The organism is Bacillus sp. 16GRE42 (genome assembly GCF_019837435.1).
Classification (GTDB): Bacteria; Bacillota; Bacilli; order Bacillales; family Bacillaceae_G; genus Bacillus_A; species Bacillus_A wiedmannii.
The window spans coordinates 581562-601879 of the sequence record NZ_JADAXF010000001.1; the positions used below are offsets into that span (position 1 = coordinate 581562).

Sequence of the window (20318 nt, forward strand, 5' to 3'; positions counted from 1 at the left end):
TCGATTAGTAACCAAACATGTGCTTTCAAAACAACTATATTGTCCATAAACAATAAAATGTAAATTTTTAAAAACTACAACCGAAACGCCGCATCCGCCAGCATAGACAGTGTTGCATCATCCATCGGCGGATTGTGCAATCCTGCTCTGACGTTTAAATAGTAGCGATGAAGTGGATTTTTTTCTGATAAACTTTTTGCTCCTACGATGCGCATTGCTTTATCTACAATTGATATTGCCGCATTCGTTACAGCATATTTCACTGCTGCTAATTCGGCTTGCAATGATAGTTTATCCTCTGCTTCATCGTACTTTTTCGCAATTTGATATAAAAAGACGCGAGCTTGCATAAGCTCAAGTTCTAATTCTCCAACTAATCTTCTAACATTCGGCAATAAACTAATAGAATGATTTAAACTATTTGGCTTGTATGATCCCGCAAACTGAACTGCATAATTTCTTGCTGATTGTGCAATTCCTAAATAACATGCTGGTATATGTAGCAACCAGCCAATACCCTTTTGTTTCACTTTCCCGCCCTTTACATCTGTAAAAAAGCGACTTTCTATCTCTACATTTTGTAAGACAAGGTCATGACTAGCAGTCCCTCGCATCGCAACGCTATCCCACGTTTCTTCAATGGATACACCGAGCGTATTTCTCGGAATGACAAACTCACCAACTTCTTCTCGGCCTTCAATACTCGCTGAAATAATAAAATAATCAAGTATTGGCGCCATCGTTGTAAAAGTTTTTCTTCCATTTATAATCCACTTCTCGCCTTGTTGAACCGCTATTGTTTCTGGTTTACCGCCACGCGTCGGACTCCCTGTTTTTGGTTCTGTTGCTGCCCGGTTAAAGAGTGCACCGTTACGCACTTCTTCGCAAAACCATTTGAACATCTCATCATTCCAAGAGTGATTTTCCGCTAGCTCTTTCACAATGCCAATATGCCAGCCAATTGATAATGCAGTAGCTCCGCAGCCTTCCGCGATTTTCTCTTGAAATAAAACGAAGTCATATAAAGAAATCGCACTACCACCAAATTCCTTTGGTAACGTTAATTTCGTATATCCGATATCTTTCAAATCACTCATATTTTCATACGGAAATGACCCTAATTCACTTAGTTGATGCTCCCTTTCCATGAACTTTGGAAGCAATTTATTTATTTGTGCAATAATGAAATATTGTTCTTCTGTTTCAACAAATGAGAGTGCCATACTATAATCTCCTTTATGCTCGATTCATCAACCGCTCACTTTTTCATTATGATTATATGAAGCTACCTCTCTATTGTTTCACTATTCCGATAAAAATACAATGTTTTTGACTAATAAGAAAAGTTCCTATTTAAAGATAGGTTCTTTTCTTATATTAGTCTCCCTTCAATGCCTTTAATGGCAAAGAGGTTACATATCCAATGTACGAGAATAATTCTTTAAAGAAGAATGGAATTTCTGTATCTAACGTTTTATATGCTGATGTCGGCGTTGGTGAAGCATACGCTTCAATATTAATATGTTTTGCGATTCTCATTGCGCGTTTCATATGAAGTGGATCACTTACAATCGTGTATGTGCGTATTCCGTTCTCTATTCCAACTTCCTTCGCATTCTTTAAGTTTTCTTCTGTGAAAAGGGATTTTGTTTCAATTAAAATATCTTCCTCTTTTACACCTTGTTTCATTGCATATACTCTTGCAGTACGCGCTTCCTCAAGTTCTGCCTCGAACTTTGTACCACCTGTAAAAATAATCTTTTTAATATCTCCGTTCTTATATAAAGAAATCGCATGATTAATTCTTTCTTTAAATACAGGAGATGGTTTTCCGTTCCAAGAAGCTGCTCCTAGTACGATACCAGCATCCGTTTTCACGCCATCATTTGTTTTAAAACGATAACTCCAAATATCGTAAGCTGCATAACTTACATATAAAATAGCAGAACAAATCATTAGTAAAAATACTTGAAAGATTCGTCTTTTCTTACTCTTCTTATTTTCTTTCATTTGTAATTGCCTCCGTACATCATCCATACTTCTATAAAAAAACATTTATATCAAATCGTTTCGTTTGAGTTTATTTAAAAGAAGGAACTTTACTTGTTATTTATGTATAAAAGGGTTTTCATTTAAAATTGAGGATTATCAATTCATTTTTATTTGCGGTTTTCATTACATGTTTTAAATTCATAAGTTTATTACCATACAACTACATTGTAACGAATTTTTTCTCAGAAGGGAACGATGAAACAAAAGGAATTAAAATAAAGTAGCATTTTGTAAGAAAAAAGGTATATTTTTCATACATCACGAACAATATACCTTTCAAAACACGAATTATAACTTTTCTTTATACAACTCTAAATTTTCTAATAAACGTGCTTTCACAACTGGCCATTCGCTTACGATAATACTATACACAACCGCATCTCTCACATGTCCACTTGGCAATTTCCTTTCATTTCTAAGCACACCTTCTTTAACTGCACCTAACCTTTCAATTGCTCGTTGTGCATTTTCGTTTCTTGCATCTGTCTTAATTTGTACCCTCAGCATACGCAGTTTTTCAAAAGCATACTGGAGAAGCATATACTTACACTCTGTATTGATACTCGTACGTTGCACACTTGGATGATACCACGTTTGTCCTAACTCGACTGTTTTATCTTCTACTGAAATATTATATAGACGTGTACTTCCTACAATCGTATTCGTCTGTTGATCCACTACAACGAAAGGTATTTGAGTACCCTTCCCATAACCCTGTATCGCTTTTTGAACGTATTGTTGCATATCTTGCACATTATCCATTTTAGAAATTAAATACGCCCAAATATCCCGATTTCCTTCTACAATCGAAAACAAAGTTTCGACATCATCACTATCTATTATCCGTAACTTTGCTCTTTCGTGAATGATTTCCATTTGTAAGCCCCCTTTGTTGTTACTATATCATACGAAACGAAAACGCTTTATAATAATAATAGAATATTTTTAAAAGAATTCCTTTTCAGATATAATCTTCTCGTATAAGGTAGGAAGGCTCATCAATAACCTTTAAAAAGGAAAATTTTGATAATTCCCAATAAATTCTATATAATGATAAACGGGAGGGGATAAAAATGCTAGATCAAATTACTTGGGGAACGCCAGGCAGCTTATTATGCTTAGGTTTCTTTTTTGCAGGACTAGGAATCTTCTTAAGAAGCATGACGTCATATTCAAAAAATAAATAAAAACATCACAAAAACAGAAAATAGTATATTTTCACGTTTTAGGATATTTGATTTTCTTAGCTTGATAGTAATGTGGGAGTAGCCCGCTTTTAAACAAAAGAAGCCTTCTGTAAAAAGGCTTCTTTATTTATAGCTTTATCTGTTAAAAACTTTAAAGCAACAAATAAGCAATCGGTGTAATAATAAGTAACGTTAAAATCGTTCTTTGTACGTAGAGAATAATAAGTTCTGATACTTTTAACGGAATGTCTGTCGATAAAATACAAGGAATGGAAGCTGAGAAGAACAATATAGATGATACCGAAACAACCGCAATGACAAACTTTGTCACAAGTGGTGCACTTACAACTAAAAGAGAAGGTAAAAACATTTCTGCGATACCAACGGATGCGGCTTTAGCAGCTAGTTCTGCTTCTGGTAATTGTAATAGCCATGTAAATGGATAGAAAATATAACTGATCCAATCAAATATTGGCGTGAATTTCGCTAAGACGATACCAATTAATCCTACTGACATAATGGATGGTAAAATTCCCATCGTCATAATAAATCCATCTTTTAAATTCACTGCGATATTTTTCATAATACTCGGTGCAGACTTTGATACTTCTAACGCATCTTCCCAAGCACGTTCTAGCATTTTCTCTTTATAAACAGGTTCTGGAAACCCTTCTTCCGTTACATATGTATCTGGTTTTCTACTAAGAGGCGGGATTCTTACGGTGATAGCAGTTACGATGAATGTTACAACGAGAGTAGTCCAAAAATAAACATTCCATAAATGCATAATGTCTAATGTTTTTGCGATGATGATCATAAATGTTGCGGATACTGTAGAAAAACCTGTAGCGATGATCGCTGCTTCTTTTGTCGTATACTTTCCTTCTTTATACACGCGATTTGTAATTAATAAAGCGAGTGAATAACTCCCTACAAAGGATGCAACCGCATCGATTGCTGATCGTCCTGGTGTATTCCATAACGGTCTCATAATGGGACGGCAAAACGTACCGATAAATTCAAGTAATCCGTACCCGACTAATAACGCTAAAAAAGCCGAGCCAATTGGCACGAGTAAACTTACCGATATGACTAGTTTTTCATACAAAAACGGCCCTACATCTGGCGCAAAGAACCAAGCTGGCCCTACTTTCAAGCAATACAATACGCCAAAGACAACACCAACTACTTTTAAAATCGAAAAACAAATGTCTACGATAGATGCATTCCACTTTTTCGTATAAAACGGATAAATCGCACCTATTATCATAACGAGTAGTGCATAATAAGGTACGACGCTCGGAACCGAAGTCCTGATCCATGATACGATATGATCAATCATAATGGACGAAGCACCGTTTATCGTAACTGGTACGAAAAACATAAACACCCCAACTAGACTAGCGAGTATAAACCGGAGAATCCCCCCCTTCTCACTCCCAGTCTTAATTACATTCCTTTTTAATTCAATTTCACTCAAAATTCGACACCTCCTATTATCTAAATATTCTGTATAATAATGTTGGATTCCTTCTTTCCATTTCTAATATTTCATCATATGAAAAAGCCTATTTTAAAATAGGCTTTTTCTACTATCTCTCATAATCATCCACAATCACTTGAATAACACGATACGATTCCTCTGCTACTATTTTATTACTAGTCTTATTTGCATCATATGTAATTAACGCTTTCCAAAGTGCCCATCCTCTTGCTCTATTCCACGTTTCTTCATCTATGCGCAATACGTCTTTAAATATGTTTCTGCTATTCTTATCAAAAAATGTCCATGCCATCGCTGCATCACAAGCCGGATCTCCTACTCCTAAAATACCAAAATCAATTACGGCACAAAGCTTTCCATCTTTAACGAGTAAGTTTCCTGGTGTAACATCTCCATGAACCCAAACTGGTTTACGCTCCCACGTTGACTGAAGTGCTACATCCCAAAGATGCTTTAATATTGTTTCATCAAAAACGTCCTTATTATTTTTGATAGCACCTCTCGCCTCTTCATCATATACAGCTATAAGCCCACCTCGGTAAAAATTATGTGCTCCAGCTATTGGGCCTTTACTCGCATCAATGGATTGTAATTCTACTAAAAATGATCCTAAGTTCTCCGCAAATTCATTTAAGTCACGGACATTTTGTTTCGTAACAGTTTCTCCTTCTATCCACTTATTTATAGACCAAGGCCACGGATACTCTTCAGATGGATTTCCTTTCGCAACTGGTGCAGAAATCGGTAAAGAAAGCTCCTTACTTAATATAGGTAGCCACTTATTTTCTTTCTCTACTTGTGGTGCATATGCCACGTCACTTGGCAATCTTACACTCATCTCATCCCCTAGGTGAAACGTTCTATTATCATGCCCACTAAACTTTACAGGCTTCACGTCTAAATGTGCCCATTTAGGAAATTGTTCCCCTATCAACCTTTTTACTAAATCAGTATGAATTTGATTCATTCACTTGCCCCTTCTCTTTTGAAATTTACTAAGTCCATCTGTACTCCCAATATAATCAAAACCACTACTCTTATAAAAGTCATTCAACGTACGATTATGTCCAACACAATCTAGTTTCAAAAACTCTTTGTCATGTTGTACATTCTCTTCTACCCACTGTAAAATCCATTCTCCGATTCCATTCCCCTTATACTTCCGTTTCACCGCAAATCTATGAATATATAAAGAATCGGAAACTTCCTCCTTACCAAAAATATGCTCATCCCATTCACTTTGTTTAGGAGATACTGTAACTGTACCGATTATTTCATCTTCATTCGTAACCACATATGTATATTTCTCTCTTATAGCTTCTATTATTTCAGCCGTAGCTTCTCCGCCTAACAGATACTGCCATTGATCGACTTCTTTATGTTGAAGCCACTCTGCTACTTCTTTTAATAGAGTTATAATGCTGTCGCTTTCCTCTTCAGTAGCAGTTCGAATTGTATATTCTTTAACTGTATTCCTCTTCATATTGCTGTTCTCCTGTCAAAACTTACTTCTCTCTTTATTAATTTACGTTTTATACATTATATACCAAAAATAATCATTACACCTTCAAGGTACCTATTTTACAACTTGTATTCCATCAAAAAAACCGCCCACTACTAGTGAAACGGTTTTAATTCCTTAAACATTCACTTCGACTTCACAAAATAATATAAAAACCACACCGCATGATTTTGTTCATCGGCAGCTATTCTGCGCAACAACTCTTTCAGATGTGCATCCGATGTCTCATCTGAAATTTCCAAATAGAAATCAACTGTCTTCTGTTCATCTTCTATTGCGAATTCTAATCCTTGTAAGTACGTATTCGGACATTCTTCCGTAATTTGTGGTTTCGGCTGCTGGCCAGTTACATTTGTATAGATTTGTACAAACTGATGAAAATGCTTTATTTCATCGTTTCGAATTTCAAGAATTTGATTTCGTTCCGCCACATTTGGAGCCATCTTAGCTAATTTCGCATAGCAATTTATAGCACTAAACTCTCCATTAATCGCTTTCTCAATATCACGAATCAGCTTATCATTTTGCCTATACGAATCATAATAATTCGAATTATACATCGTATCCCCTCCATTATTTCGCATAACATTTTATGCAATTTGAAATAGCAGGAGCATGTATATAAAATGATACCGCATCTTCTATTCCCTATAAAATATAGAAAAACCTGTTCTACTTGATTTCCCTATAAGTTTATAAAAATCAAACAACGCTTCACTCCTAGTGAAACGTTGTTTGATTTTACGCATTTACTTCCGTTTTATGTTCCTTCACTACACTACGTTTGAAAGCAGTCGCTAAAATAATCATCATACTTACCACACCAATCCAAACGAGCACAGTAAGGGGTGTACTCCAGCTTAGCCCTTTTCCGAAGAAGAATATTTCTCTAAGTCCTTCGATCATAAATCGCATTGGCAACCATGCGTACACCCAGTCTTGATAAAATGGCGACAACATTTCCGGTGCTAACGATAATAACGGTGCACCGAAGAATAGTAAGAGAGCGAATACACCGATTCCCTTTAGTCCAACTAATGAAAGTACCGCCGATATCATTAAGAAGAAACTAAAGGATGTAATAGATAAAAACAGTGCCGTATCAGTGAAATTCGAAATGTTTAATCCTACCATTCCATCCGCAATCCATGTAAGGCCAAACCCAATTACAAGTGCCGCGACAGCTCCTGTTATTATTTGTTTTAGTTTTAATACGAAGTTTTCTTTTCTTGTACCTACTAGCATTTTACTTATCGCAATAAAGATAATTGCTGCGCTCGCTAAACTTGCAATCCATAACGGCTGGAATAAAGACATTGGCGAGTTACCGTTCGCACTATTTTTTCCGATTTCATTTACGTTTGTCACTTTCTTTGCAATTGGTGTGACTACATTTGAAACTTGGTCTGCTGTTAATGTAGCTCCTTTTGCTTTCAATCCTTCTAATAGTTGTGTGCGAACAGTATTGTTCATATTATCAACGATCGTATTTAACATTTGTCCTGCCATAGTTGATGCCGCTGTATTCATTCCTTGGTTTATGAATATTTCTATCTCTGGCGAAGATGGCTGTGGTGTTCGTAATGATGCTTGTTTTGTGCTAAAGTCTTTCGGAATAACTAATACTGCGTAATATTCTTGATTATTTAAGCCATTTTGAACTGCTTCTTTATTTTTTACTTCTACCCACTTCACCGCAGGTTCTTCCTCTGATTTTGATGTCTTTTTCATATTATCAACAATCGTTTGCCCCATATTCATCTTCGATTGATTCGGAATTTCTACTCCTTGATCCTCATTTACAATTGCGATTGGCAAATTTTTCGGCTGAGGTTGAACGGTTGGAAATAACGTTAATGAAAAAATAAAAACTACAAGTAGTGCAATAACCGGTGATAATAATAAAAGTTTATTTTTAAACATTTTCTTTTCTCCTCCTATAATTTGATTTATAATAACCAACAACGTGTTGTTTATTTATATTTGAATTATATGTTCGAGTTGAACCTTATACAATAATCAAAAATCGTGAATGTGTCGGTTATAAGACACATCTTCGAAATGTGTTGGCTAAAAAGAAGGAGGGACATACTTTGCGTGATAGTAATTTAGATTTACGCGTTATTCGTACGAAAACTGCGATGCGAAATGCATTGGTCGAATTAATTGAAGAAAAAGGTTTTGACGCCATTACAGTGAAAGATATTACAACGAAAGCAAACATGAATCGCGGTACTTTCTATGCGCATTATCAAGATAAATTTGATTTAATGACGAAATGCCAAGAAGAAATTATGTATGAGTTTTCTAGCATTGCCAAACAGAGATTACCTGAAGTTATTGCTGATCTTGGGTCAAATCCTTCCCCAACAATGCCGTTTATACTTATCACTTCTATTCTTGAATTTCTAAATGAAAATAGTGATTTTATGAAAGCTGTATTAAGTCCAAAAGGTGATTTATCTTTCCAAACAAAACTGAAAGACTTTATGTGGAAAACACTATTTGAAGATACAAATGGTGCTCTCATTAATAAGGAGAATTTACTTGTCCCAAGCCAATATTTAGCTTCTTATATGGCATCTGCTCATATAGGTGTCATTCAGCAATGGTTAAATACCGGGCAAAAAGAAACACCTGAGGAAATTGCTCGTATTTTATCAACAATCGCAGTTCATGGACCTTTTTATGCAGCTGGTTTAAAGAAATAAGTCAGCTATATAATAAAAGATCATCCACTATAATAGCGGATGATCTTTTGTTTCATTACAACACTTCAATATACCCTTCTGTTCCATGTACACGAATTCGTTGACCGTCTTTTATTAATTTCGTAGCATTCTCTACTCCAACGACTGCTGGTAATCCGTATTCACGTGCAATCACTGCCCCGTGCGTCATGAGCCCGCCAACTTCGGTAACTAATCCTTTTATAGACACAAATAACGGTGTCCAGCCCGGGTCAGTAAAAGCAGTAACTAATATATCTCCATCTTCTAAATTCGCATCTTCCATGTTTAAAATAACGCGAGCTCTTCCCTCTATAACTCCTGAAGAAACAGGCAAACCTACAATCGCGTCAGCTGGGAGGTTTTCTCGTTTATATTTACCTGTAATGATTTCTCCATCAGACGTCATCACACGCGGAGGCGTTAGTTTTTCATATAATTTGTAATCATTTTTTTGCTTATGAATAAGCTCATAATCTAGTTTATTCGTGCGAACGACTTCGTGAAGTTCTTCAAAAGTTAGATAATATATATCTTCTATTTCATTAATAACGTTATTTTGCACAAGTTGCTCCGCTTCTTTCAGTAATGCCTGCTTATATATGAAATAACGATTAATCATGCCGTATTTTGGATATTCACGATAACCGATACAATTACGGATGTTACGAATCATACGCTTTGTCTCTTCTACTTTTTGTTTTCCATCCGGCAAGTGCTGTAATCGATCTAATAACTCTTCTTCTTTTTCCAAAGCTTCCTGCAGTCCCTCTTCAAACTTCCGCTTACTCGCACCAACTTCAAAGTCTCTTATATTATTTAAAATTATTGGGATCATGGTTGTTGGCTTTTCACTCCAGCGCGTTTTCGTAATATCGATTTCTCCGCTACATCTCATTCCGTATTTATTTAGAAAAGTTAGAATGGCATCTCGAGCTTTTTCTCCGCCTTTAAATTGAACTAATTCATCTAAAAAGTTATCATTTTCTACATGTTGTAAATACGCAATAACTTCTGGATATGGCCGAATCACATCAGCAACATCGAGTAATGCTAGCCCCATTTCAGACGTAATATTATTTTGTACGGATTGAGAAAGTGTGTCTGCTGCATTCTTTTCGCCTAGCCATTGCTCCATTTTTTCATTGATCCATGTTGAAGCATCCATACCTGCCATAATGACAGCCATACTTTGTGGATGAAATAATATTTTCTTTAATTGCTGAATATCTTCCAAAATAAAATCAAGTACATCCACTCCTGATTTCGTTTGCATGTTTCGTTTTAACTCTTCGATTGATGCTTGATTCCTCTTTATTAAATCCGTAACGATTGCTGGATTGTTTTCGACTTGTGGTTGCGAACTTGCAGGTGGTCCACTTTTACCAACACTCTTTTCTTTTTCATCATCTCGTAACAATGTAATAAAATCATCTCGCTCGACTACAGTCGTTAATGCATCTTTAATAAGTGGTTCCGAATTCCCTATCATATTTAATAAAAGTTCTCTACTAGTAGGCGAAGCCAATCTTTGTGCAACATCTACAAACAACCTTCCTCCAGCTTGAAACCTCTGTCCAAAAGATGTTAACTGGAATAAAGACATTCCTAATGGCTTCAAAGGATCGGTCATCATTTGCTGGTGACCAACCGATACATACACATGATTTTCCCCATCATTTACTTCTGGTATTGGATATAAAGTCGTGATTGGGCGACTTTGAACAATATAAAATGTATCATCCACTAAACACCATTCAATATCTTGTGGACAACCAAAATAGGCTTCAATCTGTCTTCCGATCTGTGCTAGTTGTAAAATTTGTTGTTCAGACAATGTTTGAATTTTTTGCTGAGCCGGATCAATCTGTTTCGTCTCCGTTCCGCCCTCTTTTAAAGCATAAATAGCTAATTTTTTAGTCGCTATCATCTTTCCGGTAATTTCGCCTTCTTTTACTTTATAATTATCGGCAGAAACCAGTCCTGATACTAACGCCTCACCAAGTCCAAAACTGGCATCAATGGATAACACCTTTCGGTTAGAGGTAACCGGATCAGCCGTAAATAAAATACCCGAAGCCTTAGGGAAAACCATTTTTTGAACGACAACACATATAGAAACTTGATTATGTTCAAAACCATTTTGCATGCGGTACATAACTGCTCGCTCTGTAAATAAAGAAGCCCAGCACTTTCTTACATGCTGCAAAATCGCTTCTTCTCCGATAATATTTAAATACGTATCTTGTTGACCAGCAAACGAGGCATACGGTAAATCTTCAGCCGTAGCACTAGAACGCACCGCATACGCATGTTCATTTCCAAAACGTGAGAGATAATGAGCTACTGATTCCACTACATCAACTGGAATTTCCACTGCCATAATGCTTTCTCTAATTTCCTTACTGATTTCACCAATTTGAGCTCGCTCTTCACGTTTCAACTTTGTTAGCTGCTGCAACAAAGTTTGAAGCTCTTCATTTTGCTCGATGGCCTTTTCATATCCTACCGTTGTAACACAAAATCCTTCTGGCACTTGTATCCCTTGAATTTTGGATAACTCCCCTAATTTTAATCCTTTTCCACCAACGAGTGAAAGCTGCGCGTTTTTTATTTCCTGAAAATCGTGAACGAAAGAACTCATTTACCATCTCTCCTTACTATGCATGTGTTCTTGATTGTAGCAGTAGTAAATACGAATAAACAGTCTATTTCGAACTTGATTTACATGATATAATTAAGTTAGGAAGAGATTAATAAGAAGCCCCAGTTGAACAACAGCAACTGGGGCTTCTTATTTCCGCTCAATTTTAAATTATAATTTATTCACAACTAACTTCAATGTATTTCTGCTTTTTCCCCTTTATATATAGAAACGCCATTCATTATCACACACAATTCTTACCTCAACAAATGGTATCTAACCCGAAATATGCTTTATTTTATCCTCCTGTGAGCCTTTTCACAGGAGTTTTTATACATACATATATTATTTATAATGAATCAGTTCTCCTATTTTTCAAAAGCATGTTCGGTGTCATAATAATGCTTTTTAGAATTTATATATACCTACTAATTTTTCTGAAAAAGGATGATTGTATTGGAAATGAAAAAGCTTCAAGGAATTTATGATGATGTTATTAGTTTAGGAGAAAATTGTTATACTGCTATTCATCTAAAAAAATATAGGTTGCGGAAATATTCAGGTCCTCTAGATTGGTTTGTATCACCGAATCTTTCTTCTATCAACGAATTATTGAAAAATAATTTTATAGACTTTATGGAGTTAAAAAACATGCACGCAATGCCGGATCAAAATGTTGTGTTTAATGATGGCGTGATACAACCTGTTTTTTCTCATATTATAAAAGATACAAAATATAACGTGACATCTTATCATGATTTCCCTGTTATTCCAAATGAAGATTGGTTCATCACATACCATGATTTTAAACAAAAATTAGATCGAAGAATTGATAATCTTTACAAAAAAATGCATAATTCACAATCCATTTTATTTGTTAGATGGGGCGGAAACTTGACTGAAGCACTAGAATTACAAACAGTTTTATCAAATATTGTTAAAAATAATTTTAAGATCCTTTTCCTCTATCCAACAGGACTTGAAAATGAAATAAACGAATTAGAATGGGGGCTTGATCATGTTTTTCCCATTCAAGTTTCAAGTAATTATCTAAATAAAAGAACTTGGTATATCCTCTTAAAAGATATACACCTAAACTCAAAATAATAAGTAGCTAATAATATAGCTTAAATAATGAACAGTGGGGCTATCGCTTTTCACACGCTTAAGGAAAAAATTTATTTCGGTACATTCATTAAAAATAAGATTATTAACCTTTCTCTAAGAACATACAAATGCATAACATTCCATATTTCCCCACCAGAACGATTGGTAGATGAACGAATCGTTCTAGGCATAAGCTTAAAGATGAGCCTGTTACCTAAAAACATACTTTAATCAATCTCAATTATATCACCAAACTTTAATATCCTTTGATTACGAAAAGCATCGGTACAAGTAATCGACTCATTTAATGGATTTATATCAACTACAGTTATGTAATTTTTATATAAGTAGCCACCACTATACTATGTATTGTAAAACCTCCTCCTCACCTAAATACAAAATTAACAGCTTATTTTCAATCATTTCTTTTGCATCTTGCGTTCAGATTGGACGCGGGACTTTCGTTTGCTCATGTATCATTTCTTTAATACAGGCGAACTGCTCTGGCATACTAGCAACGATAAAAAAGTAGGCATGCTAAATAAGCCTATTAAGTTTGTTTAAAAAATCGCTTTACTGCATTTATACAACGATATTATACAAAAGTTATGGCACCCTTCTGAATTACCATTAATTAGGGATAATATATGTTATTATATATTTGTAATTAATGAAATAATAAGAAAGAAGGGGTTGTTGTGGAAACAAAGATTATAGAAACAAAAAAGAAAATTGATTCAAAATCTCTTTTGGCTTTAGGATTATTAATTATTTCAGGAATTGTATATCAATGTATTGCACTTATAGTAGGTAATATACCTGAATTATTAGAAATGATTCTTGAAGCTTCATGGAATCTTGTATTATGTGGAATTATAGGATACTATTTTTTAGGAAAAATATCTTTAGAGCAATTCAAACATTTTAAATTTAAAACATTACTCTGGGGTGTACCTTTAACAATCATAGTGGGCATGGGTTCAGGCACACTATATAGCTATATTTTTGAACCTCCAACTACAAATTCTGTTGCTCAAGTAATAAGCGTTTCGATGATTTTGACCCGTGTACCATTCATGTTAATGGGTGAAGAATTGCTATGTACTAACATAATCATCGCATTACAGAAATTAGGATTAAAATTTGGTACAGCATCAATAATATGTAGCGTTCTGTTTGCCTTGTGGCATATTCCTGCTTATGGTTTCGTGCCAATGCAATTATTGATAACTATAGTCCCTGTTAGGTTATTACTGAATTATATATGGAAAAATTCAAAGAGTGTTTGGGTAAGTTGGATTTGCCACCTTGCTTTCGACATTATTGGATTTTTACCAATGCTTTTTAAATAAAAAATTACATTGTATTTATAAGTAACAAACAATAACATAAAAACAAAAAGAACCTTAGGGTTCTTTTTTACTTAACAGAAAATATTACTTAGAATATAGATAAAATACCCATTCATTTCAGGGACAGGTACATGAGAAATATATATATTTTTACACCTATAAAAGGACTCTTCAATGTTTGACACAAACTATATTGACTTCGAAAATTTTCAAATAGGCATTCAAAATATGAATTCGTATTTTGAATGTCTATTTAGTAGTGATCATTCTTATTTTTTAGGTTCTTTAAGTTTTAATATATTAGTCGGAAGTACGTGTTTTATAACTTGAAAACCCATGGTACTTACACTTTATATTATGAACTTCTTTTGTAACTTTGGGTTTTGCATAAAAATAGAAATAACACTTGAAGTAAATGAGCATTTCTTTGTAAATAGTACAAAAATACATCAGCTAAAAAGTTCTAATCAATTTCAATTACATCACCAAACTTAAAAATCTTCTTATTACAAAAAGCATCCGTGCAAGTAATCAACCCATTCAAGGGATTTATATCAACTACAGTTATGTAATTTTTATATAAGTATCCACCTCTATAATATGTAAGTAAAATCTCTTCCTCACCTAAATATGAGATTAACAGCTTGTTTTCAATCATTTCTTTTGCATCTTGCGTTAAGATGGGACGCGGGACTTTTGTTTGCCCCTGTATCATTTCTTTAATACAGGCGAACTGCTCTGGCATACTAGCAAACGGTTGCCACTTTACCATTCCTCTTCCTTTTGGCATATTAGCATTCTTCACGATTTGTGCCCTCCTAATAATGTGTTTCTATATCTTGCTGTTGCGACGCTTGTGTAGGAAATTCCACGTAAAATACTGTTCTTACCAAATCGTGTTCGAATTTCGTCCATAACCTTCGTTAATCTCATTTCTTTTTCTCTTTGTATAATGTTATCGAAAAGCGAAATTTGCTCTTCTCCTTCATGTATTAAATTTGTTAAGGAAAGACTTATCGAGCGAATCGGCTCTCCTGTATGCCGTTCGTATAAAAAATATGTACAAACGTTGTAAATGTCCATCGTTAAATTTGTTGCTCTGTTTAACGTATGTGCTTTTTTTATTCCTCCTCCGTATTCCCTACTATACCCAACTGAAAAATGAATCGTTTGCGCGTATTTCTTTTCTCGTCTCAATCTGTAACAAACTTCTTCTACATGCTCTAATAAAATAACGATGAACTCTTCTATTGAATAATCACGAAATAATATTTGGCTTTTCGCTATAGATGTTGTCGCTGGAACATATTTCTCTGCTATTCTGCTCAAATCAATCCCGTTACTATGCAAGTGTAATTCTTCTCCTATTACACCAAATGATTGTTTTAAATACTTCAATGGGTACTGCGCTAAATCCCCAATCATATGTATACCTTTTTGATTTAATTTCATTTCCGTTTTATACGATATACCCCAAAATTTACTGAGCGGTCTAATACTCCATAACTTCTCGGGTATATCGTCATACGTCCACTGCGCTATTCCATCTTTATTCTTTTTTGCTTCCACATCCATCGCTACTTTACTCAATAATAAATTTGGCCCAATACCAATCGTACTTTCGATCCGTGTACGTTCATATATTTCTCGCTTGAACTTTAATGCAAACTCACACGGATTACTCGCAAACAAATGAATACTTGCGGTCATGTCCATAAAAAACTCATCGATACTATATTGATGAAAATCTTCCGGTGCAACATACTGTAAAGCTAAACCTGTTATATAAGTTGAACACTTCATATACGTATGCATAATTGGATTCACAATAATAATATCTGGTCGCTTCGGTATTTCATACAATCTTGCCATCTTCTTTATTCCTAACGCTTTTAATGGTGGTGTTGCTGCCAATACGATCGATCCACTCCGGTGTACGTCTCCTACAACAGCCAATTTTGTATATCGTGGATCCAGTCCTTTTTTAATACATGATACGCTTGCATAAAAGCTACGAAGATCTACACAAAGAATAATACGATTCGGTAAAAGAGAATAATCATACAAGGTTATCACTCCTAACAAAAGAACGTTTGTTCTTATTATATACGAACTAACGTTCTTTTTAAAGGTATTTTCATGAAAATTTTGGTTAAAATAACCGTCATATCTATGCGCTATCAATTAAGGCAAGAAAAACTATGTATACAAAACCGCTATAATTTCCAATTAACTCATAAGTATAAAACTACTAAAACAAACCAATTAAACCTTTATTCTCAAAACATACTTTATATAAATTCCTTTGTTTCTTATATGTGTGAAGATGATAAAATAAAAAGCAAAGATTTTTATTTTACTTCAGCTTTCTTGCCTCTCATGCATATATTCTTCTAATTTTAATTTTTTCTTGTATATTTTTTCAGCAAAATCTCCTATATAGCGCATGTACCAAGATTCATCCGCATAGCTAGTTACATCCTCCTTTTTTCTATTGTTAATAGCTTCACAATAAAAACTGTTAAACGGAAAAAGTGCGAAGTCTTAAATTAGACTTCGCACCTTATATAAATTTACAATTAGTTACAATACCTATACAAATACAATAGTATATAAAATAATCACTCATTATATGTGTTGCTCTTTTAATCGACCAATGTATAAACCAATCCTTTTACTTAGCCATCTCTTATAGTTGGTTTGATTGTTTCTATATACTTAATTCCCTCTATACTCATTTCAAGCGGTAATCCATTCCGATTGGAATTATAAATGACAAAATTTATCCGTTTTTCCTTTTTTCCTACTTGCTAAATTCAGCAAGTAAAATATCTTTAAAAAATTCCGGATTATGAATGTTTAAACTGTTCGCATTGATAGCAAATGTATGTTTCCCTCCAAGTGTTCCACCAACAAAAGTGGAAAACCCTGGAACAGCACCCCTGTGTCCCCATACCGAAACACCGTTCGGAAGCTTAATTTCAAGGATTCCAAGGCCATATCTAGTTCCCTCTCTTTCTGTAGGAACTGTAGTAAGCATTTGTTTTAGTTGCTGTTCCTTCAGTAGTTTGCCACTGAGTAAATAAGAGAAGAATTTGTTTAAGTCGTCAGCATTAGAAATCATATCTCCATCCGAGCTACCTGGGTTAATATAAGTAACGTCTTTTAGCTCACTTGCTCCGTCTAGTTGCAAATAGCCACGTGCATGCTTGGTGCCTGGAATCACGTTTGAATTGCCAGGTAGGAATGTATTTGACAAATCAAGCGGTTCAATAATCCGATTTTCAACCTCTTCCGCATAGCTGTTTCCTGTTACTTTTTCAATAAGGATCCCCAGTATTACGTATCCTGTGTTTGAATAAGACCACCCCTTCCCTGGAGCAAAGTTTGGAGGAAGGGAAATCCCCATCTTTACAAATTCTTCAGCCGTATACGATTTTTTTATATCCGTAATATCAAAGTCTTTTGAATTTATATAGTCAGCAATACCACTTGTATGATTCAATAGTTGCCGGATCGTAATCTGGTTACCATCATATCCGTTTCCTTGAATGACACCAGGCAACCATTTTTCAATGGAGTCGTCTAGATTCAAACGGTTCTCTCCAGATAATTGAAGTAGAACTGTTGCAATGAACGTTTTCGTCACACTGCCAATGCGAAAGCGAAAATCTTCTTTCATTGGTTTCTTAGTTCTCAGATCCGCTACCCCAGCAGTATAACTCCAAGTTTTCCCCCCCTTAGAAATTTGAGCGAGTATTCCCGGGTATCCAAGTTGCAGTGTATCCCGCATTGCTTTCTTAACGGAAGTACGATCGCTTTGTGTATTTGTATGTAACGAACTAGATACATTTTGCACGGGTTCTGCTTTTACAATTGAGGCTGGTGGTATGTATAACAGGGAACTTCCAGCTATTAAAAGTGCTAGACTTGCACATGTAATTTTACTGCGTGTTTTCATAAAGTATTCCTCTCTTCTATTAAAATTGTATAGATAGTTGATAGCAGTGTCATATACGAACCACACAGCTATCCATTCTCCCAATGATGAAAAGCAACAATACATTTGCAATCATTGTACTCATTATTTTCACAAAACACTCTTGTTACTAATTGTTTTATATGTAGGCCGTACTTATCCCCCCTTCACGCCTCCTTATATTTTTATCCTACACAATGAAAATCTCTTTTTCCTTACCTATCCCTTACGAATTCCTTACATTCGAAATCGTTTCTATAATGATAGGATTGAAGTAGTATCTGTGCCCGAAAGCGCAAAAAAATAGATTACCTGCACACGAAAAATTATAGCGTACAGGTAATCTATTTGTTTTTGAGATTAATAAAAAACTAATTTATCTTTTGAATTCTTCCATCAATAATAGACTGAATTGGTTCTTTTGATTTCTTTATATAATCTACTAATGCTTCAAAATCAGTCGGTCCTGTTTCAGCATCTTTACCGTTTTTAAAGGATACAAATCCATCTCCACCTGAAGCTAAAAATGCGTTAGCAACGACGCTGTAAGTTTTAGAAGGAATGATTTCTTCTCCATTTGTTAAGCGAATACTTGTTACTTTTTCTCCATTAGGCTTGTTCGCATCCCAAGTGTATTGGATCCCTGAAATTTGAAGCATTCTTGTTATGTCTTTTTGCCATTGTTGATTTAAAATATCACGAATGTCTTGGCCTGTTAAATTTACTTTTATTAATTGATTTCCGAATGGTTGAATACCATATATCTCTCCCCATGTAATATCACCAGCATCTAAGTCATTACGAATACCACCAGGATTCATAAGTGCAATTTGAGATTGCATTGTTGTACGCTGGGCATCAGCAACTAAATTTCCGAGAGTAGATTCACCAGCCGTATTGAGTTTGCGATCTAGTGGAGCAATAGACTTACCTACAACTTCATTGACAAGAGGTGCGATTTTCGCTTGATATTTCTCCATCTTCTTCTTTATTTTTTTATCAGGCTCCATGCCTTCATGGTAAGTTGTAACAATTTCTGCTTTTTTCTCAACAATATCTTGTGTTTTACGATCAATCTTTACATCAACATCAGCAAAAGCCATACCATAAGAATTTGCTTGTACGACAAGTTTATTATTAACAGTTCCATTTACATAAGTGTGGCTATGCCCACCAAAAATAACATCAACTTCTGGATCAGTCTCATTTGCTAATCGGACGATATCACCATTTGTTACGCCGTTCCCATCTGTTGTACCTCCGTTATGCGCAAGAACAACGATAGATTTAACGCCTAGTTTTTTTAATTGCTTTACGGATTTGTTAATAGCTTCAACTTCATCTGTAATTTCTACATTCTTTAGCATAGTAGGCATAACAAGGTTAGGAACATCCGTTGTTACGACTCCTATAAATCCAACAGGAACTCCTTGTACCTTTTTTATAGTGAATGGTGGTAAAAATAAGCGACCGGTGGATTTATTATAGAAATTTGCAGCAACATATGGGAATTTTGCTCCTTTAAAATTCCCTGTTTTCTCATGGTACCCACCATAAATAAGGCGGTTCATTTCTGCAACACCTTCATCAAATTCATGATTTCCTATAGTTCCAACATCGAATTTCAAATCATTTAGAAATTCAATCGTAGGTTCGTCTTGTAATAATGCTGAAACAGGAGTACTTGCTCCAACAACATCGCCAGCATGTACCTTTAATGTATTCGGATTTTGTTTTTCACGATCACGTAAATAAGCTCCTAAGTACTCAATTCCCCCTGCATCTTTATTGTTAATTTTTTTTACAGTGTCTAGTTGCCCATGAAAATCGTTAATACCGAGCATTTGCACATCTATGTAGCGGTTTGGTCCTGTACTTGCTTGGGCTGAAGGCGCAGCAAATACACTAGTAAAAGTAACTGTACTTAGTGCTAAAGCAACTGGAATAATTTTTTTCAACATAAAATTTCTCTCCCCTAATTAAAATCTGACATAATACAATGTTATTTTAATATATTAAGAGGATTATTTCTATAAAAATTCTACCAATTATAAAAATTAATAAGATTTTATTGTTTTCCGACAAAGTACTTCTTCCTCAAAACGTGAAGGTGTAAAACGACAATTTTAAATGGAACTTTGTTAACGTACCGAAAAAACAGTTTTTAACTTAGTAATTCTTTAGCGTACGAAATTCGCGTTATGTTGGCGAGACCCCATGCCCATCAAGCTAAGGTTGGGTT

At 34.9% G+C, this 20318-nt stretch carries 16 protein-coding genes and 1 pseudogene; 3 read left to right on the forward strand and 14 right to left on the reverse strand.

All coding sequences use genetic code 11. From position 1 onward, the window contains the following. Positions 1-74: 74 nt before the first annotated feature. The 8 genes from ILS93_RS03125 to ILS93_RS03160 form a co-directional block, all read right to left on the reverse strand. The gene (locus tag ILS93_RS03125; protein ID WP_222659917.1) at positions 75-1223 is read right to left on the reverse strand and encodes an acyl-CoA dehydrogenase family protein; all 1149 of its coding nucleotides are present in this window, start codon (positions 1221-1223) and stop codon (positions 75-77) included. 154 nt (positions 1224-1377) lie between these two features. Further along, on the reverse strand, positions 1378-2010 hold the full coding sequence (locus tag ILS93_RS03130) for a YdcF family protein (RefSeq protein WP_000662228.1): 633 nt from the start codon (positions 2008-2010) through the stop codon (positions 1378-1380). Positions 2011-2340: 330 nt separating this feature from the next. Next, a complete protein-coding gene (locus ILS93_RS03135) occupies positions 2341-2928 on the reverse strand; it encodes a GNAT family N-acetyltransferase (protein WP_064475709.1) in 588 nt (195 codons plus the stop codon). A gap of 462 nt (positions 2929-3390) precedes the next feature. Then, positions 3391-4719 carry a YjiH family protein gene (locus ILS93_RS03140; protein WP_001289383.1) on the reverse strand — a complete coding sequence of 443 codons (1329 nt, stop codon included), beginning with the start codon at positions 4717-4719 and terminating at the stop codon, positions 3391-3393. Positions 4720-4831: 112 nt separating this feature from the next. Next, positions 4832-5710: an aminoglycoside phosphotransferase family protein gene (locus ILS93_RS03145; protein ID WP_222659919.1), complete on the reverse strand. Its 879-nt coding sequence runs from the start codon at positions 5708-5710 to the stop codon at positions 4832-4834. Continuing rightward, a complete protein-coding gene (locus tag ILS93_RS03150) occupies positions 5711-6226 on the reverse strand; it encodes a GNAT family N-acetyltransferase (RefSeq protein WP_222659922.1) in 516 nt (171 codons plus the stop codon). It abuts the gene before it with no gap. Positions 6227-6390: 164 nt separating this feature from the next. Then, positions 6391-6825 carry a ferritin-like domain-containing protein gene (locus ILS93_RS03155; RefSeq protein WP_098102041.1) on the reverse strand — a complete coding sequence of 145 codons (435 nt, stop codon included), beginning with the start codon at positions 6823-6825 and terminating at the stop codon, positions 6391-6393. A gap of 181 nt (positions 6826-7006) precedes the next feature. Further along, positions 7007-8227, reverse strand: coding sequence for a YhgE/Pip domain-containing protein (locus ILS93_RS03160; RefSeq protein WP_222660545.1), 1221 nt, complete (start codon positions 8225-8227; stop codon positions 7007-7009). 131 nt (positions 8228-8358) lie between these two features. On the opposite strand from ILS93_RS03160, the gene ILS93_RS03165 reads away from it, so the two are divergent. Next, positions 8359-8976 (forward strand): TetR/AcrR family transcriptional regulator, encoded by a 618-nt coding sequence (locus tag ILS93_RS03165; protein WP_064475718.1) that lies wholly within the window; start codon positions 8359-8361, stop codon positions 8974-8976. A gap of 55 nt (positions 8977-9031) precedes the next feature. Here the strand turns inward: ILS93_RS03165 and ppsA are convergent, their stop codons facing one another. Then, positions 9032-11638 carry a phosphoenolpyruvate synthase gene (gene ppsA, locus ILS93_RS03170; protein WP_222659924.1) on the reverse strand — a complete coding sequence of 869 codons (2607 nt, stop codon included), beginning with the start codon at positions 11636-11638 and terminating at the stop codon, positions 9032-9034. A gap of 447 nt (positions 11639-12085) precedes the next feature. Between ppsA and ILS93_RS03175 the strand changes: the two genes are divergently transcribed. After that, entirely contained in the window at positions 12086-12745 is a 660-nt protein-coding gene (locus ILS93_RS03175) for a DUF1796 family putative cysteine peptidase (protein WP_064475720.1), read from the forward strand. Positions 12746-12972: 227 nt separating this feature from the next. Here ILS93_RS03175 and ILS93_RS03180 read toward each other — a convergent pair. Next, positions 12973-13255, reverse strand: a pseudogene (locus ILS93_RS03180) (YolD-like family protein). 188 nt (positions 13256-13443) lie between these two features. Here ILS93_RS03180 and ILS93_RS03185 point away from each other — a divergent pair. Then, positions 13444-14097 (forward strand): CPBP family intramembrane glutamic endopeptidase, encoded by a 654-nt coding sequence (locus tag ILS93_RS03185; protein WP_000448285.1) that lies wholly within the window; start codon positions 13444-13446, stop codon positions 14095-14097. Positions 14098-14560: 463 nt separating this feature from the next. Here the strand turns inward: ILS93_RS03185 and ILS93_RS03190 are convergent, their stop codons facing one another. From ILS93_RS03190 to ILS93_RS03205, 4 genes are all read right to left on the reverse strand, one after another. Further along, a complete protein-coding gene (locus ILS93_RS03190; RefSeq protein WP_222659926.1) occupies positions 14561-14902 on the reverse strand; it encodes a YolD-like family protein in 342 nt (113 codons plus the stop codon). Further along, entirely contained in the window at positions 14899-16164 is a 1266-nt protein-coding gene (locus ILS93_RS03195; RefSeq protein WP_098102034.1) for a Y-family DNA polymerase, read from the reverse strand. Before ILS93_RS03195 ends, ILS93_RS03190 begins: the two co-directional genes overlap by 4 nt. Before the next feature lie 736 nt (positions 16165-16900). After that, a complete protein-coding gene (locus ILS93_RS03200; protein WP_064475722.1) occupies positions 16901-18058 on the reverse strand; it encodes a serine hydrolase domain-containing protein in 1158 nt (385 codons plus the stop codon). A gap of 389 nt (positions 18059-18447) precedes the next feature. After that, positions 18448-20037, reverse strand: coding sequence for a bifunctional metallophosphatase/5'-nucleotidase (locus tag ILS93_RS03205; protein ID WP_064475723.1), 1590 nt, complete (start codon positions 20035-20037; stop codon positions 18448-18450). Between the last annotated feature and the right edge of the window lie 281 nt (positions 20038-20318).

What these genes read in the sequence shown, in the direction of transcription:
- ILS93_RS03205 (WP_064475723.1), bottom strand. Translation starts at nt 20,037, where the DNA reads ATGTTGAAAAAAATTATTCCAGTTGCTTTAGCACTAAGTACAGTTACT.
- ppsA (WP_222659924.1), bottom strand. Translation starts at nt 11,638, where the DNA reads ATGAGTTCTTTCGTTCACGATTTTCAGGAAATAAAAAACGCGCAGCTT.
- ILS93_RS03130 (WP_000662228.1), bottom strand. Translation starts at nt 2,010, where the DNA reads ATGAAAGAAAATAAGAAGAGTAAGAAAAGACGAATCTTTCAAGTATTT.
- ILS93_RS03200 (WP_064475722.1), bottom strand. Translation starts at nt 18,058, where the DNA reads ATGAAAACACGCAGTAAAATTACATGTGCAAGTCTAGCACTTTTAATA.
- ILS93_RS03175 (WP_064475720.1), top strand. Translation starts at nt 12,086, where the DNA reads ATGATTGTATTGGAAATGAAAAAGCTTCAAGGAATTTATGATGATGTT.
- ILS93_RS03135 (WP_064475709.1), bottom strand. Translation starts at nt 2,928, where the DNA reads ATGGAAATCATTCACGAAAGAGCAAAGTTACGGATAATAGATAGTGAT.
- ILS93_RS03125 (WP_222659917.1), bottom strand. Translation starts at nt 1,223, where the DNA reads ATGGCACTCTCATTTGTTGAAACAGAAGAACAATATTTCATTATTGCA.
- ILS93_RS03150 (WP_222659922.1), bottom strand. Translation starts at nt 6,226, where the DNA reads ATGAAGAGGAATACAGTTAAAGAATATACAATTCGAACTGCTACTGAA.
- ILS93_RS03145 (WP_222659919.1), bottom strand. Translation starts at nt 5,710, where the DNA reads ATGAATCAAATTCATACTGATTTAGTAAAAAGGTTGATAGGGGAACAA.
- ILS93_RS03155 (WP_098102041.1), bottom strand. Translation starts at nt 6,825, where the DNA reads ATGTATAATTCGAATTATTATGATTCGTATAGGCAAAATGATAAGCTG.